At 39.7% G+C, this 17302-nt stretch carries 17 protein-coding genes; 9 read left to right on the top strand and 8 right to left on the bottom strand.

Features of this window, described 5'->3' with window-relative positions; all coding sequences use genetic code 11:
- Positions 1-20 precede the first annotated feature (20 nt).
- From secA to T7867_RS03395, 3 genes are read left to right on the top strand one after another with little or no spacing between them, the layout of a single operon-like run.
- Positions 21-3371, top strand: coding sequence for a preprotein translocase subunit SecA (gene secA, locus T7867_RS03405; RefSeq protein WP_068215775.1), 3351 nt, complete (start codon positions 21-23; stop codon positions 3369-3371).
- A complete protein-coding gene (locus tag T7867_RS03400; protein ID WP_068215773.1) occupies positions 3364-3891 on the top strand; it encodes a hypothetical protein in 528 nt (175 codons plus the stop codon). Before secA ends, T7867_RS03400 begins: the two co-directional genes overlap by 8 nt.
- A complete protein-coding gene (locus tag T7867_RS03395; RefSeq protein ID WP_068215771.1) occupies positions 3884-5089 on the top strand; it encodes a M20 metallopeptidase family protein in 1206 nt (401 codons plus the stop codon). Before T7867_RS03400 ends, T7867_RS03395 begins: the two co-directional genes overlap by 8 nt.
- Here the strand turns inward: T7867_RS03395 and T7867_RS03390 are convergent.
- Positions 5063-6073, bottom strand: coding sequence for a hypothetical protein (locus T7867_RS03390; protein WP_068215769.1), 1011 nt, complete (start codon positions 6071-6073; stop codon positions 5063-5065). The genes T7867_RS03395 and T7867_RS03390 overlap by 27 nt on opposite strands.
- A gap of 317 nt (positions 6074-6390) precedes the next feature.
- On the opposite strand from T7867_RS03390, the gene T7867_RS03385 reads away from it, so the two are divergent.
- From T7867_RS03385 to T7867_RS03370, 4 genes are read left to right on the top strand one after another with little or no spacing between them, the layout of a single operon-like run.
- Complete coding sequence (locus tag T7867_RS03385; protein ID WP_089082268.1) at positions 6391-7929, top strand: Na/Pi symporter; 1539 nt, start codon at positions 6391-6393, stop codon at positions 7927-7929.
- A 39-nt stretch (positions 7930-7968) separates the two neighbouring features.
- A complete protein-coding gene (locus T7867_RS03380; RefSeq protein WP_068215767.1) occupies positions 7969-8331 on the top strand; it encodes a phage holin family protein in 363 nt (120 codons plus the stop codon).
- The gene (locus T7867_RS03375; RefSeq protein WP_068215765.1) at positions 8321-8695 is read left to right on the top strand and encodes a hypothetical protein; all 375 of its coding nucleotides are present in this window, start codon (positions 8321-8323) and stop codon (positions 8693-8695) included. Before T7867_RS03380 ends, T7867_RS03375 begins: the two co-directional genes overlap by 11 nt.
- Positions 8673-9437, top strand: coding sequence for a phosphoglycerol geranylgeranyltransferase (locus T7867_RS03370; RefSeq protein WP_068215764.1), 765 nt, complete (start codon positions 8673-8675; stop codon positions 9435-9437). Before T7867_RS03375 ends, T7867_RS03370 begins: the two co-directional genes overlap by 23 nt.
- On the opposite strand, the gene T7867_RS03365 is transcribed toward T7867_RS03370, so the two are convergent.
- The 7 genes from T7867_RS03365 to panC all read right to left on the bottom strand — a co-directional run bounded on the left by T7867_RS03365 (position 9423) and on the right by panC (position 15058).
- On the bottom strand, positions 9423-10346 hold the full coding sequence (locus T7867_RS03365) for a helix-turn-helix domain-containing protein (RefSeq protein WP_068215761.1): 924 nt from the start codon (positions 10344-10346) through the stop codon (positions 9423-9425). The two genes, T7867_RS03370 and T7867_RS03365, sit on opposite strands and share 15 nt — an antisense overlap.
- A gap of 130 nt (positions 10347-10476) precedes the next feature.
- A complete protein-coding gene (locus tag T7867_RS03360) occupies positions 10477-11616 on the bottom strand; it encodes an acyl-CoA dehydrogenase (RefSeq protein WP_068215760.1) in 1140 nt (379 codons plus the stop codon).
- 60 nt (positions 11617-11676) lie between these two features.
- Positions 11677-12363 (bottom strand): zinc metallopeptidase, encoded by a 687-nt coding sequence (locus tag T7867_RS03355; protein ID WP_068215758.1) that lies wholly within the window; start codon positions 12361-12363, stop codon positions 11677-11679.
- Position 12364: 1 nt separating this feature from the next.
- Positions 12365-12844: a D-glycero-beta-D-manno-heptose 1-phosphate adenylyltransferase gene (rfaE2, locus tag T7867_RS03350; protein WP_068215756.1), complete on the bottom strand. Its 480-nt coding sequence runs from the start codon at positions 12842-12844 to the stop codon at positions 12365-12367.
- Positions 12810-13832 (bottom strand): lysylphosphatidylglycerol synthase transmembrane domain-containing protein, encoded by a 1023-nt coding sequence (locus tag T7867_RS03345; protein WP_068215754.1) that lies wholly within the window; start codon positions 13830-13832, stop codon positions 12810-12812. Before T7867_RS03345 ends, rfaE2 begins: the two co-directional genes overlap by 35 nt.
- A 5-nt stretch (positions 13833-13837) precedes the next feature.
- Positions 13838-14185, bottom strand: coding sequence for an aspartate 1-decarboxylase (gene panD, locus T7867_RS03340; RefSeq protein WP_068215749.1), 348 nt, complete (start codon positions 14183-14185; stop codon positions 13838-13840).
- Between the two features lie 27 nt (positions 14186-14212).
- Positions 14213-15058: a pantoate--beta-alanine ligase gene (panC, locus tag T7867_RS03335; protein WP_068215748.1), complete on the bottom strand. Its 846-nt coding sequence runs from the start codon at positions 15056-15058 to the stop codon at positions 14213-14215.
- Between the two features lie 136 nt (positions 15059-15194).
- On the opposite strand from panC, the gene T7867_RS03330 reads away from it, so the two are divergent.
- Positions 15195-16010 (top strand): glycogen/starch synthase, encoded by an 816-nt coding sequence (locus T7867_RS03330; protein WP_068215747.1) that lies wholly within the window; start codon positions 15195-15197, stop codon positions 16008-16010.
- On the top strand, positions 16003-17298 hold the full coding sequence (locus tag T7867_RS03325; protein ID WP_157717474.1) for a DUF4270 family protein: 1296 nt from the start codon (positions 16003-16005) through the stop codon (positions 17296-17298). The genes T7867_RS03330 and T7867_RS03325 overlap by 8 nt, the downstream gene beginning before the upstream one ends.
- Positions 17299-17302: the final 4 nt, after the last annotated feature.

Below are 17302 nucleotides of genomic sequence, written 5' to 3'. Positions count from 1 at the left end.
TTAGCACATAATTTTAAGATATGAGTGTTTTCACTAAAGGGTTGGCAAAGCTTTTCGGAAGCAAGTCAGATAGGGATATTAAAGAAGTGACCCCTTATGTTGAACAGATCAACAAGATTTTCTCCTCATTTGCCAGTTTATCGGACGATGAGTTAAGAAATAAAACAACCGAACTGAAGGAAATTATTGCTTCAGATTTAAAAGAAATTGATGACCAAATTGCTGGGCTTCAGCAGAAAATAGAAGATAATCCTGAGCTAGATATTCAGGAGAAGGAGTCTACTTTTGAAGCTATAGACAAGCTAGAAGAAGAGAGAAACGAGGCGCTTGAAAAAACCTTGATGAACATTCTTCCTCAGGCTTTTGCTGTAGTAAAGGAAACTGCAAGAAGGCTCAAGGAGAATGGTGAACTTAAAGTAACCGCTACCTTGTGGGATAAGCAATTGGCAGCTAAAGGAGATCACATCAAAATAGATGGAGATGTGGCTACTTGGAAGAATGAGTGGATGGCTGCTGGTACGTTAGTAAAGTGGGAAATGCTCCACTATGACGTACAGCTAATTGGTGGCATAGTGCTGCACCAAGGTAAAATTGCCGAGATGGCTACTGGTGAAGGTAAAACCCTAGTGGCCACCTTGCCAGCATACCTCAATGCCTTGGCAGATAGAGGAGTGCATGTGGTAACTGTGAACGACTACCTAGCCAAGCGTGACTCTGAGTGGATGGCGCCTTTATTCCAGTTCCATGGAATGAGCATTGACTGTATTGATAAGCACGCTCCGAACTCAGAAGAAAGAAGACAAGCATACGGTTGTGATATTACTTATGGTACCAACAACGAATTCGGCTTCGATTATTTAAGAGATAACATGTCTCGCGAGGCGAAGGAGTTGGTTCAAAAGAAACACCATTTTGCTATGGTCGATGAGGTGGATTCAGTACTCATTGATGAAGCTAGAACTCCATTGATTATTTCTGGCCCTGTACCAAAAGGTGACGAGCATGAATTCTATGAGCTTAAGCCGAGAATTCAGAAGTTGGTAGATGCGCAAAGAAAACTTTGTAGCCAGTATTTGAACGATGCCAAAAGACTAATCAAAGAAGGTAATGAGCAAGACGGTGGTTTAGCACTTTTTAGAGCATACAGAGGCCTGCCAAAGTATAAGCCTTTGATTAAGTTTTTAAGTGAAACCGGGGTTAAAATCACCTTGCAAAAAACTGAGAACTTTTACTTGCAGGATAATCAGAAAAACATGCCTTTGGCCGATGAGCCACTTTACTTCACTATCGATGAGAAGAGTAATGCGGTAAACTTGACTGAAAAAGGGACAGAACTGATTACTGGCGAAGGAGAAGATCCTAACTTTTTCATCTTAACAGATATTGGAGATATAGTAGCTCAGCTAGAAAAAGAAGAGGGTGTCTCTGATGAAGAAAAGCTGAAAAAGAAGGATGAAGCCATTAAGGATTATAGTGTAAAGGCTCAGCGAATTCATACTGTCAATCAGTTGTTGAAAGCTTATGCTATGTTCGAGAAAGACACTGAGTATATTGTTGTAGACAACAAAGTGAAAATTGTTGACGAACAAACAGGTCGTGTAATGGATGGCCGAAGGTATTCAGATGGTCTGCACCAAGCGATAGAAGCTAAGGAGAATGTAAAAGTGGAAGATGCCACTCAGACATACGCAACTATCACCTTGCAGAATTACTTCAGAATGTACCACAAATTAGCTGGTATGACTGGTACTGCAGAAACTGAAGCTGGTGAGTTCTGGGAGATCTATGAGTTAGATACCGTAGTTATTCCTACCAACAGAAATATTCAGAGAGACGATAGGCAAGACAAGGTTTTCAAAACAGTTAGGGAGAAATTCAATGCTGTGGTAGATGAAATTGTTGAGTTGACCGAGCAAGGAAGACCTGTGCTAGTGGGTACAACTTCTGTAGAAATATCTGAGGTTCTGAGTAGAATGCTCCACCTAAAGAAGATTAATCACCAAGTACTGAATGCCAAGCAACATGCTAGAGAAGCAGATGTTGTAGCAGAGGCAGGTAAGCCAGGAACGGTAACTATTGCTACCAATATGGCGGGTCGAGGTACAGATATTAAGCTGCACCCAGACTCAAAAGCTGCTGGTGGTTTGGCTATTATTGGTACTGAAAGACATGAATCTAGAAGGGTAGACAGGCAGCTGAGAGGTCGTGCAGGTCGTCAGGGAGATCCTGGTTCTTCGCAATTCTTTGTTTCGTTAGAAGATAACTTAATGAGACTTTTCGGTTCGGATAGAGTAGCCAAATTGATGGACAGAATGGGACTTCAAGAGGGCGAAATGATTCAACACTCTATGATCACCAAGTCCATTGAAAGAGCTCAGAAAAAAGTGGAAGAGAACAACTTCGGAATCCGTAAGAGACTTCTTGAGTATGATGATGTAATGAACCAGCAGCGTACTGTTATTTACGACAGGCGTAAAAATGCTCTCCTTGGTGAAAGGCTTCAGTTAGACATCATGAATATGATGTACGACACTTGTGAGGATATTATCAATAACTCGAAGGGTGGAGAAGATTATGACGCCTTCAAGCTAAGCTCAATTAGTGTTCTAGGCTTAGATACTAAGATCTCTGAAGATCAATTTAGAACCACGGATGCAAATACGTTGACCAACGACTTGTACGAAGAGGCTTATGCTGCATATCAGACCAAGAATAGGATGATTGCTGAGCGTACCCTTCCATTCCTTCAGCATATTCAGAAAGAAAGAGGCGCAACTGTACAGAATATTCTTTTACCATTTGCCGATGGGAAAAGACAAATTGGTGTAGCTGTTAATCTGGAGAAAGCGATTGAAACGGATAATCGTGAGACCATCGAAGCCATGGAAAAGGCAATTACGCTTGGCGTTATTGACCTGACTTGGAAAGAGCACCTTCGCGATATGGATGACTTGAAGCAGTCTGTTCAGAATGCGGTGTATGAACAGAAAGATCCGCTTTTGATCTATAAATTCGAAGCTTTCGAAATGTTCAAAGTGTTCCTGAGCAAGGTGAATGAAGACACTATTTCATTCTTGACTAAGGCCTTTATTCCTAGTGAAGATCCGAACAAGGTACAAGAAGCTCGTTCTGCTAGAAAGCAAAGCTATAACGAGTCTAAGGAAGAAAGTAGAAGTGCTTTAGCCGGAAGACAGGATACCAGAAATAGGCCGCCAGTTGAAAAAACAGCGCCTATCAAGTCTGAGAAAGTATATGGAAGAAACGATAAAGTTTCTGTCCAATACACAGATGGAAAGGTGATAAAAGACGTTAAGTTCAAGACGGTTGAAGAAGATATCAAAAACAATAAATGCATTGTATTGGATGAGTAAATCCATAGGAAATATATTATTACTTACACTGATAGTGGCTATGGCTGTATGGAGCTGTAGCCCAACTTCTGTACCCCAGAAGAAAGAAGTGATAGACTATTCTTATGAAGATGACCTGAGTAAGTACAGGCCCATCTTTGAGCAACAAGAACAATCTGATCAACAAGAGCAGAAGGTGATAGCCAATGAGCCTCTAAAGGTGTCTTACGACATCTCCTCTGAGCTTAATGCTGTCATAGATTCTATGCTTGTGAAGAATGATAGTATCCGTTTGGCTGATGGTTACACTATCCTCGTTTATTCAGGGAATGACGAGCTTCAGGCAGGAAGGGTAAGGAATAGACTCTTTGATTTGGTTCCGGAGTGGGAAGCCAGGTTTAGCTATAAACTTCCGACTTACTTTGTGAAAGTGGGTCAGTTTTATCAGCAAATAGAAGCTCAGTCGCTTTACAGAAAAATTAGGAATTACTACCCAACGGCATCTATCGTTCCAGATAAATTCCCAATTGAGAATGATTGATCAGCAGCGCGTTAAAGATTTAGCCAAACAGTTTGCCTCCAATACCATAGATATTAGGAGGCATATTCATGCAAACCCAGAATTGTCTTATGAAGAGTATAAGACCGCTAAGTTTGTTGCAGAACAATTAAGGACTATGGGAATTGAGCCACAAGAAGGCGTGGCTGGTACTGGTTTGGTGGCCATTATTGAAGGTAAGAATCCTGAAAAATACACCGTAGCTCTTCGGGCAGATATGGATGCGCTGCCAATAACAGAGCAGAATGACATACCCTATAAGTCGACTAATGAGGGTGTGATGCATGCTTGCGGGCACGATGTTCATACTTCTTGCGTACTTGGAGCCGCACGAATCCTCAGTGAGTTAAAAGACTCTTTTGAAGGGTCCATTAAATTGATTTTTCAACCTGGGGAGGAGAAGAATCCTGGTGGGGCGTCTTTGATGATTAAAGATGGAGCGTTAGAAAACCCTAAGCCTGGAGCAATGTTAGGGCAACATGTAATGCCATTTATTGAGACTGGTAAGGTTGGTTTCAGGGAAGGTATGTATATGGCCAGTGCCGATGAAATATATCTTACGGTAAAAGGTAAGGGAGGTCATGCCGCTTTGCCAGATAGGTCGGTAGACCCAATTGTAATAGCTGCTCAAATTATTACCGCACTCCAGCAGGTAATCAGTAGAAATGCAGACCCGAAGTCACCAACTGTTCTTACATTCGGTACAATACATGGAGGTCATGCACAGAATATTATTCCAGATGAAGTCAAAATTTCGGGTACCTTCCGAGCACTGGACGAGAACTGGAGGTTCAAGGCTCACGAGCTAATAACACGCGCAGCAACAGGAATAGCTGAAGGTTTAGGTGGAAGCTGTGAGGTTTTTATAGATGTTGGTTACCCTTTCCTTAGCAATGATGTAGATACTACCCGCTTAGCGAGAAAGGCTGCAGAAGACTATTTAGGTAAAGAAAATGTTCAAGACCTTGATTTATGGCTAGGGGCAGAAGACTTTGCTTATTACAGCCACGTGGTTCCTTCTTGTTTCTATAGATTAGGTACGGGTAATGAAGAAAAAGGTACTACCAATGGTGTCCATACTCCAAATTTCAACATTGATGAAGATGCTATTGAAGTAGGTATTGGACTAATGGCATGGATTGCGCTTCAGCAATTAGAAGCTCATAGGAACTCCCGTTAAGAAGCTAATTAAGAACACTAATCCGATACTAATAGCCAGCCCGAAAAACACTTTGCCTAAGTCCTTTCCAAGGTCTTTCAAAGTATTATTTGGTACGTTGCCGTAAGCAAAATATTTAACTGCAATTTCTCTACCTGCTAGTAAGCCTAAGAATACCCAGGTTGTACTCATAGGTACATTGTTCAATTCTTTGAAGAACAATAGTATAATAGCGAAACAGAAATCAATAATAGTTGCAGACCTTAAGTCCATAGTGTTTGACTTTGCCTTTACAATGCCCTGTATAGCCCCGCCTTTTGAATAAAAGATATAGCCTAGCAGAACCAAAAAGACCACTAAAGTAAAGGCCATTGTTGTTGGAGAAACTTCTCTCGGCAGATAAACATATATATTGGCAAAGTCTTGAATTAGCCATTGAGACCATAAAAAACCAGTAGAAAACCATTGCAATACTGTCCATACCCGTTTTTGCTTGGCACTCGGTGGATTTTCTATAAATCGTTTTTCAAATTTCTTCGCAATGAAAAGATAAACAACAATGGCAGCACCAAAGGCTACTAAATAGCCAGACATTGACTTTACAACCATGTCGTAAAGTCCTTTAGGATGAAAAAATGTTAGAATCAAGAAGGAGGTACTAACAGGAATTCCAAACCTAGTAATAATTAACAGTACTATAGGCGGTAGTAAGTAAGCCCAGCCGAACCCCTCTTTATCGACCGGATTGGCATATTTCGGGTTGTCTAAGCTGTGAACAGGGGGGTCGCCAATTAGACGGCCGTATGTAGGATCTCCTCCGTTTACGTACCATCCATAAAGTAGCACTATAGTCAAAAGGGAGGCAGCGAAGATCCATAGAACCCACCACTTTCTGTGCTCATTAGAAGAGAGAAAAGTTCCAAGGGTTTGGATAACATCGTTACCGATAACAGAATATGCTGATAGAATAAAACCAACATACATTACGATCTCTAGCTGGGACATTTTCGGATGAGCTACTGGACAGGTTTAGTTAATCGCTTTAATCGAAGCACAAATCTAAAATTTCTTTTCAGATATCTTATTATAACACCCTTTTGCTACTGGTTGATTGTCAAGCAATTATGACACTTATATTTCATAACACTCACAAAATCAACAAGATAGATGGTTAACAATTTTTTCAATAATACCCCAAATGTTAACATAGGCTTTACATTACTAGGTATACAGCGCAAAAGCATTGGTCTATTTTTGCACAATATTTTAGGGCAGGTGTATCTGCTCATTAAGAAATGGTAGAAGTATTAAACAAAAAGTCAATGGAAAAGCCGTTGGGCTGGCTGAGAACAACCTTGTTGTTTCTCATTGCTATCTTTTTGTTTTTACTGGCCATAGACCTTGTAGGTGAGTCGGTTACAATGCTGGGCCAAGATACGGTTCGGTCCATTCTTTTGGCTACATCTAATCCATTTATTGGGTTGTTTATTGGGTTGTTGGCTACTGCATTAGTTCAAAGTAGCTCAACCGTTACGGCTATGACTGTTGCAGTTGTGGCTTCCGGTTATCTAACCTTAGGCAATGCTATTCCCGTTGTGATGGGGGCCAATGTGGGTACTACGCTCACGAGTACATTGGTTTCATTGGGTTTTATTACGAATAGAAACCAGTTTAGGAAAGCCATATCTGCTGGTACCATTCACGACTTCTTTAATATCATTACTGTACTGATTGTATTTCCGTTGGAGTACTACTACGGAACTATGAGTTATTTTTCACAAGAGCTTACAGGGCTTGTGAACGATTCTGAAGTAGCGTCTAATATCATGCATAATTCTTATGGCATAGGTATAGATAAGATCAGTACTTGGCTAGTGAGTGTGCTGCCTCAGAATTTCATTACCGTTTTTCTGTCTCTTATATTACTCTTTGTCTCTATTAAGTTTTTGTCAAACATCATCTACAAAAGGCTTATTGGTAGCTCTAAAGAGAATCTCAAGAAATACATCTTTGCGAACCCGTTTAAGTCGTTTGGTTGGGGAATAGTGATTACTGGAGGGGTGCAGTCTAGCTCAATTACAACTTCTCTCGTAGTGCCTCTGGTTGCTTCAGGTAAGGTAATGCTACATAACGTATTTCCATTTATTATGGGAGCAAACATAGGAACAACTATTACTGCCTTGTTGGCAGCTTTTAATAAATCGGAGGCCGCATTAAGCTTAGCTTTTGTTCACCTGTTATTTAACTTAGTTGGGGTTCTAGTTTTTCTTCCATTTCCAGCCATCAGAAGGTTCCCGATATTCTTGGCAGGTAAATTTGGAGAACTGACACTGGACTCAAGATTAGTAGGTTTCTCCTATATATTATTTACTTTCTTTTTAATGCCATTCGCCCTTATATACTTTAACCAAGGGTACGTTACGGAGAGAACCTATCGGTATGAGAGCTATGCAGGCTCTGAAGTAAGTCACTCTACCATTAAAGTAAGACGGGAAGTTTCTGATCATAGGCTTGACTATTTGTTATATGAGCAGTCTAGCCCGAGAGAAAATGCTCCGCCTGATACTATGTTTATGATAAGCGATAAACAACAAAGCTTTGCTGCGCTAGAGAGGGTTTACTCGTATGAAGACAAAGGGCTCAGTTTTGAAAAGAAATATCAAATATTAAGTCATAATGATACCTCAACCTATAAGTTAGATGAGGTTAAGTTAGAGCATCTGAACTACATAGAGGTTAAGATGGATGAGTCTATCGCACATTTCTGGTTCGATGCTGATCAGAAAATTATAATCAGATCTGAGCATTATGATGGCCAAGGAAGATTGTTAAAATCTTCTAAGCTACTCTCTATTCAATAATTCGCTCCCTTATTATTATCTTGCCGGAAACATTGAGGCTTGAAAATCTTTGATTTCAATAAACTTGCGGATACAGTTTCTGCTTATGTGGAAACTAAAATAGAATTGTTAAAGCTAGACTTAAAGGAGCAGCTTGTACAAGTATTGGCTAGGTTACTCACTTGGAGTGTGCTAATATTCTCTATGCTTACGGCTTTACTGTTCCTCTCTATAGCGCTTTCGGCCTTTTTGAATGAGGTTCTAGAAAGTAGCTTTTGGGGCTATGTAATTGTGGCCGGAACATATATTTTAGTTGGTATTGGCGCCTTCTTATCTAAAGAGAGTATAGAAAGGGTTCTACATTCCCAAGTAGAAAAATCTGGAATTTTACAGGAGAAAACTGATGACGAAGATGAGCAGTAAAGAAGAGTTAGAAGCAACTAGTAAAGAGTTAAAAGACTCGATCGAAGATCAGTTTGATGAAATGAAGGAAAAGGTTCAGAAGGCTGGAAAAATTGGCCTAGCTGTTGGTGGAGGACTTTTGGCGGTGTTACTCGTTTCTCAGCTTTTCTCTAGTGATGAAAAAGAGGAAGAGCAAGCTGAAGAAACTACCAAAAAGAAGAAAAAGAAAAAGAGCAAGGTGGTTCGTCAGATAGCTCGGTCAAACTTTCTAGGCAATTCACTAAAAGAGCAAGCCATACTTTTTGCTCTTGGTTTAGCGGCAAAGCAGCTCAAGACATTTATTACCGACCTGAATAACAGCAATGACAAAGAGGGTTCTGAATAAAATCCAAGAGAATACAAAAGGTGCACGAAAGAGCTTAGCGGTATTGATAGATCCGGACGATCTAGATGAGTCGGGGCTTGTGCAGTGTCTTAACCGATGTATTGAGAATAAGGTAGACTACATTTTTGTAGGGGGAAGTCATGTTACTTCTAACTTCATTCATGAAGCGGTAAGTTTCATTAAGTCTTACACTAACATTCCTTGCGTTCTTTTCCCTGGCAATGCCATACAGATTTCGGCTGAAGCAGATGCTATTTTGTTTATTTCATTAATATCTGGCAGAAACCCTGAGTTGCTTATTGGGCAGCATGTTGTGGCGGCTCCAGTTATAAAGAAGAGTAATCTTGAAGTTATTCCTACGGGGTATATGCTAGTTAATTCTGGTAGGCCAACGAGCGCCTCTTACATGAGTAACTCTCAACCATTACCCAACGATAAGCCTAATTTGGCAGCAAGTACTGCTTTGGCTGGTGAGATGCTTGGCATGCAGTTAATTTATCTAGATGCAGGGAGTGGTGCAGAGGAGCCAATTGCTCAGCGCATAATCAGGTCTGTTAAAAGCAATACATCTGTGCCCTTAATAGTAGGTGGTGGCTTAAATACTAAAGAGAAAATTAAACGTGCCTATGAGGCTGGGGCAGATGTTGTGGTTATTGGTAATGGGGTACAAAAAAACCTCGATCTAATGACCGAGGCTTCTGATATTGTTCAAGTTTTTAATGAGACCTTAAACGTTAATTAAGCTCTCTCTTCTTCTCATTTTACCTGCAGGAATACCGAACATCATCTTAAATCTCCTACAGAAATAAGCGGTGTCTTTGTACCCAACTTCTTTACCAATGTCTCGAATGCTTTTCTTGGTAGTTCTAAGTAGGTCTACGGCTGCTTCCATTCTCTGGTACTCAATGTAGTCTTGAGGGTTTATTCCGGTAAGCATTTTGAAATATTGCCCAACGTAGTCTTCAGAAACATTAGCAACTCTTGCTAATACTTTGTTAGAAAGATCTCCACCAATATTCTCTTTGATGTAGTTAAAGATATCGATGAGTCTTGGGTCTTTAAAGTAGGTGCTGTTGGTTACCAATTGCTCTACGAATAGCCTGTTGTCTAAGATGTATCTGATTATCTCAACAACTAAGTATTCAGTGTTTAGCTTGATAATTCTGTTTTTACCAGGCTTCACAGAATTGTCTTCCTCAATAATTAATCTTATGAGGTCGGCAATGAGGCTAGATCCCTTAATGGCAAATGGAGTGATGTTCAGTGAAGAGAAGAAGTTCACTGAATCGAACACCTTAGCCTCAAACATAACTTGGCTGAATCCATCTACATCATAGTCGTTTATTTCAGACTCAGAAGCATTTTGCAAGTACTTCTTTTTGTTCGAAATGAATTCGTCATTGTTAATAGCAGGGGCTGTTGATGACCCAAATGAAATGTTAAGAGATTTACCACCAGGAATAAATAGCATATCTCCTTCAGAAACCTTCTCTTGGTCTGGCCCGAAGTAGATATCGCCATTATTTACAATAATGATGGTGTTTTCAACATCATAAAAGTTGTTGATGGTAATCGATTTGGCAATTTTAATATTACGGCTTTTGATAAACCGGACACCTAAAGATTCAATAATCTTGTTGTAGTCTTCCATGGTCTCTTTAAAAAGTTACAGTCCGATACTAAGGTAACATTGAAAATTTTTTCATCTTGGAATTTTCCAAAAAAAATGACCATTGGCATGAATCAATATACCAATGGTCATAATATTTGAACAATTCTAATTATTTCAATAACTCTCTCGAGATCACGATCTTTTGTATTTCTGAAGTTCCTTCGTAAATCTGAGTAATTTTTGCATCACGCATCAAACGCTCTACATGGTACTCTTTTACATAGCCATAGCCACCATGCACTTGTACTGCCTCTACGGTAACGTCCATGGCTACTTTAGAAGCGTATAGTTTGGCCATTGCACTTTGCTTGCCAAAGTCTTTCTTCTGATCTTTTAGGTAAGCAGCTTGAAGGCAAAGAAGTCTAGCGGCATCAATTTCAGTTGCCATATCGGCCAGCTTAAATTGAATGGCTTGGTGCTGACTAATTGGCTTACCAAATGCTTTTCTTTCTTTAGAATATGCAAGAGCCAATTCATAAGCTCCAGAAGCAATTCCTAGTGCTTGAGAAGCGATTCCAATTCTTCCTCCATTTAAAGTAGACATAGCGAATTTGAAACCGAAGCCGTCTTCACCTATTCTATTTTCTTTCGGAACTTTTACATCGGTAAACATCAAAGAGTGGGTATCAGAACCTCTAATACCAAGCTTGTCTTCTTTTTTACCTACAACAAAGCCATCCATGCCTTTTTCAACAATTAGGCAATTGATTCCTTTATGTCCTTTTTCACGGTCGGTTTGAGCAATTACTAAATAAATAGACGCTGAGTTACCGTTTGTGATCCAGTTTTTAGTTCCATTCAACAAGTAGTGGTCGCCTTTGTCTTCTGCGGTAGTTTTCTGCGAAGTGGCGTCAGAACCTGCTTCTGGCTCTGAAAGACAGAATGCACCAATTTTTTCGCCTGATGCCAATGGTTTAAGGTACTTTTCCTTTTGTTCTTCAGTACCAAATTTTTCTAATCCCCAACAAACTAAGCTGTTGTTTACAGACATACAAACGCTAGCCGATGCATCTATTTTAGAAATTTCTTCCATCGCCAAAACGTAAGAAACGGTATCCATTCCGCCCCCTCCATACTTAGGGTCTACCATCATTCCCATAAAGCCGAGCTCACCCATTTTTTTGATTTGCTCTGCTGGGAATTCCTGTTTGTCATCCCTTTCAATAACACCCGGAAGAAGCTCTGTTTGAGCAAATTCCCTCGCTGCATCTCTTACAGCTATCTGTTCTTCTGTTAATTCGAAATTCATAGAAATAAAATTGCCTAACGTTTGTTAGGCAAAGTTATAATAATGTGGATAAAATTCTAATCAATCATTACCTAAGAATGCTAAAACCCAGTAGAGTAACATGGCTAGAGAGCCAAGAGCAGCTACTAAATAGGTTCTGGCAGCGGCATTTAAAGCATCTTTTGCCATGCCATGCTCTTCACCTGTGGTAATATTTCTTTCTTCTACCCAAGCTAAAGCTCTTTTGGTGGCGTCATATTCTACCGGAAGCGTTACAAAAGCAAATATGGTGAATATGGCATAAGCTGCTATAATTCCAAGGATTGCCCAAGTTTGGGGTATCAATGACAGACCGAAAGAACCAATCAATAGTGCCATAAATAGAAAGTTCATCATTCTACCCCCCGCTTGCTGTAGTGGAACCAAGGCTGATCTCATTTCTAAAGGTCCGTATGCTCTAGCGTGCTGCACTGCGTGTCCGCATTCGTGAGCGGCAACGGCTGCTGCCATTACAGAACGCCCGCTATATACTTCAGGGCTTAGGTTTACAGTCTTGTCAGTTGGGTTATAGTGATCGGTTAACCTGCCTTGCACAGAAACTACATTCACATCATAAATACCATTGTCTTTAAGCATTAGCTCTGCTATTTCTTTTCCGCTTAAACCAATCTGTAATCCAACTTTTGAATACTTATTGAATTTGCTCTTTAATGATTGCTGAACTACTAAGCTCACAATCATTATTCCTATGACTAATACTATATACATATTACTTCTCTTTTATCTTCTCAATTATGTTTGTTGTTGAAAAGCCGTCCACCAAATTAATGGTTTTCACCTCTCCACCATGCTTTAAAACGATGTCTGCCCCCACAATAGTTTCAACGGTATAGTCGCTTCCTTTTATGAGTATATCTGGCAATAAAAACTCAATCAGTTCTTTCGGGGTGTCTTCTCCAAATACGGTTACGCCATCAACAAATGAAAAGGCGGCTAACATCCTCGAACGAGCATATTCTTTGTTGATCGGTCTTTTTGGTCCTTTCAGTTTGCAAACAGACTCATCAGAATTTAGTCCTACAACTAATTTGTCTCCGGCCGCTCTAGCTTTTTCTAGATAATCTATATGTCCAAGATGGAGTATGTCGAAGCAACCATTGGTAAAAACTACTTTTTGCCCTTCTGCCTGCCAGTCTCTGATTTGCGACTTCAGGTCACTCTTCGACTTTATTTTGTTCGGAGTTTCCAATTTTACTTTGCCTTTTATGCTTAATGTTCACCAAGATTAAACTTATGGAACCAATCACCAAAACAGTAATGAATTGTGATGTGTGCATGATGGTTGCAAAAATTATTCCCTCTTGCTGATCTATGCCATAAAGTACTAAAACACCTGCTACTAGGGTATGAAATGCGCCAACACCATTAGGAATTGGGGTGGCCATGCCAAAACTGCCCATTACTAATATGGAAAGGCCTGCCAAAATGCCAAGGTTTTCTGTTAATGGAGAACCAAAGGTGATAACGTAAAGCATAAAAAAGTAAAGAACCCAAATGCCTAGAGTAGAGATCCAAAATCCGAACTGATTCTTTACATGTTTGAGGCTGGTTATGCCAGTCCAGAGCCCGCCTACAAAGTCTCTAACTTTGCCAACCAGTTTTACTCTTTTGCCTAAGCTGGTATAAAAAAGCAGGTAAAGCCCAAAAATCCCTAGTACGAATAGCAATCCTAATATCCACCAATTGTCTATAAGCTTGGTTTTGAGGCTCAATAGGCCATTGTTGAAATAACTTTCCAGCAAATTGAACTGTAGCAAAAAAGTAACTGCAGTAACTATTAGTAGTATAAACAAGTCAATGACTCTTTCAGTAACCACCGTACCTAAGGAAATTGAAACAGGGACTTTATCCGTTTTATTCAGTATTCCGCAGCGAGTCACCTCTCCCAGTCTTGGAAATATAGAGTTGGCCAAGTAGCCAATCATTACAGCGAAATAGCTGTTGGATAAATTAGCAGAGTAATCAGAGCCCTGAAGCAATAGTTTCCACCTCCAAGCTCTGAGAAAGTGGCTGAAAATTGACAGAAATATGCTCAGGCCAATCCACCAAAAATTGAATTGACTTAAAGCAGATTTAAAATCGTCTAATTGAATTTGTCTAAAAAGATACCAAAATATGGCTCCTGTTAAGATGAGTACAAAAGCGTACTTGGCAGCTTCTTTAACGTTTAGCTTCAATCTGACTATTTAATGCTGTTGTTCTGATCTGGGAAGATAATTATTGGCTGATGGTTCTTTGCTTCTTCTCTTTCCATAATGGCATAAGAAACAATGATAATAATGTCGCCAACTTGTACTTTTCTTGCTGCAGGGCCATTAAGACAAACTGTTCCACTGTCTTTTTCACCTTTAATCACATAGGTGTCGAATCGCTCACCGTTATTTACATTTACGATTTGAACCTTTTCGTTCTCAATAATATCTGCAGCCTCCATTAAGGTCTCATCGAGAGTAATGCTACCAACGTAGTGAAGCTCTGCTTGAGTAACTTTTGCCCTGTGTATTTTCGATTTGAATATTTCTAATTGCATTTCCTTTCCCCCAAAACGGGCGCAAAGTTAAGAATTTAATAGCAAGTTATCTATTAACCTTACGCTTCCAATTTCTGCAGCTATGCACATAGCTGTTTTTCTACTGTCTTTTACTTTTAATAAAGGTTTGAAGCTAGATGTGTCTATTACCTCAAAATACTCGAGCTCCAAACGCTCAGATTGGCTGAATAGTTCTTGAACTTGAGCCTTGACTTCCTTGATGTCGCTTTGAGCTAAGAGCATGTTTTGAGATATCTTTAGGGCTTTATAGAGCATGCTTGCCTCTTTTATTTCATCGGCAGAAAGCCTCATGTTACGAGAAGACATAGCTAGGCCGTTGGCCTCCCTCTGGGTTGTTACCATGTGTAACTCTACTGGAAAATTAAGCTCAGTTACTAGTTTTTTGATTACATAGAATTGTTGGAGGTCTTTCTGGCCAAAGAATGCTAGGTCGGGTTGCACTATGTGGAAGAGCTTAGATACTACTAAACCTACACCATTAAAGTGCCCAGGTCTAAATTTACCTTCAAGCTCAGTAGTTATTGGTCCTAGGTCTATCTTAATTTCTGGTTTTCTAGGATATATTTCCGAGTCGTCTGGAACAAAAGCAATGTCGCATCCAGCTTCACTTAGTTTAGCTAAGTCTGATTCTAAAGTTTTTGGGTATTTCTTTAGATCCTCAGGGTTATTGAACTGTGTAGGGTTGACAAAGATGGAAGCTACAGTGAATTGGGATTTCTTTTTTGATTCTTCAACCAAAGAGATGTGCCCCTGATGAAGCGCTCCCATTGTTGGTACTAGACCAATTTTGGTTTGGCTCCTGAGTGGTGAGAGGTGCTCTCGCAATTGATGGATTGTTTTGAAAACTTTCATGAAGTATTAACCAATATTAACTACGAAAAAGAAAAGACTCCTGAGGCTTTTTCGTTCCTTTGGAGGAAAATTGACCAAAAATCCGTAATTTTGTGCTTCTTTTTAGCAAAGAGGTTTCATTAAATTTCCATTAAATATGTCAAAATTAAGGATTCTTTACGTAGCGAGTGAGATTAACCCCTTCCTCCAAACTTCAGCAGTTGCAGATTTTGTGCGCAAATTGCCACAAGCTATGCAAGAGAGAGGTATGGAGATTAGGATTTTGGTTCCTCGCTTCGGTCTCATTAATGAGAGAAAGAACAGGTTGCACGAAGTAGTGAGGCTATCGGGAATTAACATTGCCGTAGGAGAGGAAGAAAAGCCATTAGTTATTAAAGTGGCGTCTATTCCGAATGCTAAGCTTCAGGTGTATTTCATCGACAATGAGGATTATTTCCATAGAAAGTCTGTGTTCTTCGATAAGAACGACAACTTCTACAAGGATAACGATGAGAGAGCCATTTTCTTCTGTAAGGGCGTTCTGGAAACCGTGAAGAAATTAGGCTGGGCTCCTGATATCGTTCACTGTAATGATTGGATGACAAGTCTGATTCCATTGTATTTAAAAACTACCTACAAAAACGATCCCCTATTCCAAGAAACGAAATCAGTATTCACTATCTATAATAATTCTTTTGCACATCAGTTTGATGAAGGGTTATTGGATAAAGTGAAAATGATGGACATTTCTGATAGCATGCTCGAAAACTTAAAGTCTGCAGATTTTGCTGGTTTTATTAAAACCGGTGCAGAATATGCCGATGCGGTAATTAAAGCAGAAGAAGAAGAGGTTAGCGAAAGCTTAAACCAACTTCTAGAGGAAATCGAAAAGCAGAAAACAGTTAATACAATAGAAAAGGACGATAACTTTTTAGATTCGTACTATAACTTATATAATGAACTTGTTGGCTAAGATTAAAAATTGCGGGATTCTGATGTTGGGTCTCGCAATTTTCAATTCTTGTGAGGAGAAAGGAGAATTTGGAATCGCAACTGATGATGTGGCTCCAGTAGAGTTTTCAACTGTTGATGTTCCTGTTGGGGCTTCCATGGTTTTAATGGACTCGATAATCACCTCCGATATTTCAATCGCACTATTCGGACAATTAAATAATTCACCATTTGGTAATCCTGTTTCAGCTACTGGTTATATAGGGTTAGCAGCTAATGTTCTAAATCAGCCAGATATATCTGACGATGCTGTTTTGGACTCTGTTCAGATCAATTTCAAAATTGGGTATTTGATAGACACTGCCTTAGCAAATAGGGCTTTGAGTTTAGAGCTATACCCGATAGCCGAAGAGTTTTATGATACTACTTATATTAACACAAATAGTCTTGCTATTGGAGATGAATTGTTAGCCAGTGGTCAGTTTCAGATAGATGCGTTTGACTCTGTATATGTTATGGATGTGACAGCGGATTGGGCAACTGAATTTTTTGAAGGGGTTAGAACAGATGATAGTAAGTTTATCTCTCAAGATGAGTTTGAAGCTTTCTTCCCTGGTTTTGCTATTAAGGCTAATGCCGTAATGGATAATAATATTTACGGGATCCAGACAGGTTCTACTTTTGAATTAGCCTTCTATTACAGTGAGCCTAATGCAGATAATACAGAGACCTTAAATAAGGAGTTCTCCATGAGTGCCTCAGGGATGCCGAATTTTTATAATGTGACTGTAGATAGGTCGGGTAGTTCTTTTGAGTCTGTCGTTGAGACGAGTACAGAGTATGAGACATCCTTGTTAGGTGTCCACGCTGGTGAAGGTTTAGTGCCCAAAGTAGATTTCTCTGGCTTAGAGGAGTTTAGCAATAACTTTCCTGAAGTGATCGTTAACCTTGCCGAAATAACAATTGGCCCTATAGAAGATTTTCCTGATGGAGAATACCCTCCTTTTAGTTTGTCGTTTTATATGACTGATGAAAGAAATACCCGTATTCCTGATAGGTTGACCTTTAGATCAATTCAGGAAGATGGAGCCAATCCGCTGAGTAGTTCATCACCTGTGCGGTTATTTTATGATCCGGATAAAAAGACCTATTCAGGGTCTATTACCTCGTTTGTAAAAGCCTATCAGTCAGGCGTGATTTCTAGAAATGACTTCTTCGTTTACCCTTCTCTTATGAATTCGTCCTTAAATGGGTTTACATTTAGTAGAGATAATTTGAAGCTGAAGATTTTCTATTCTGAGGTTAACTAAGCCT

This window comes from Roseivirga spongicola (genome assembly GCF_034376045.1).
GTDB classification, from domain to species: domain Bacteria; phylum Bacteroidota; class Bacteroidia; order Cytophagales; family Cyclobacteriaceae; genus Roseivirga; species Roseivirga spongicola.
This window is presented reverse-complemented; position numbering and strand designations above follow the sequence as displayed.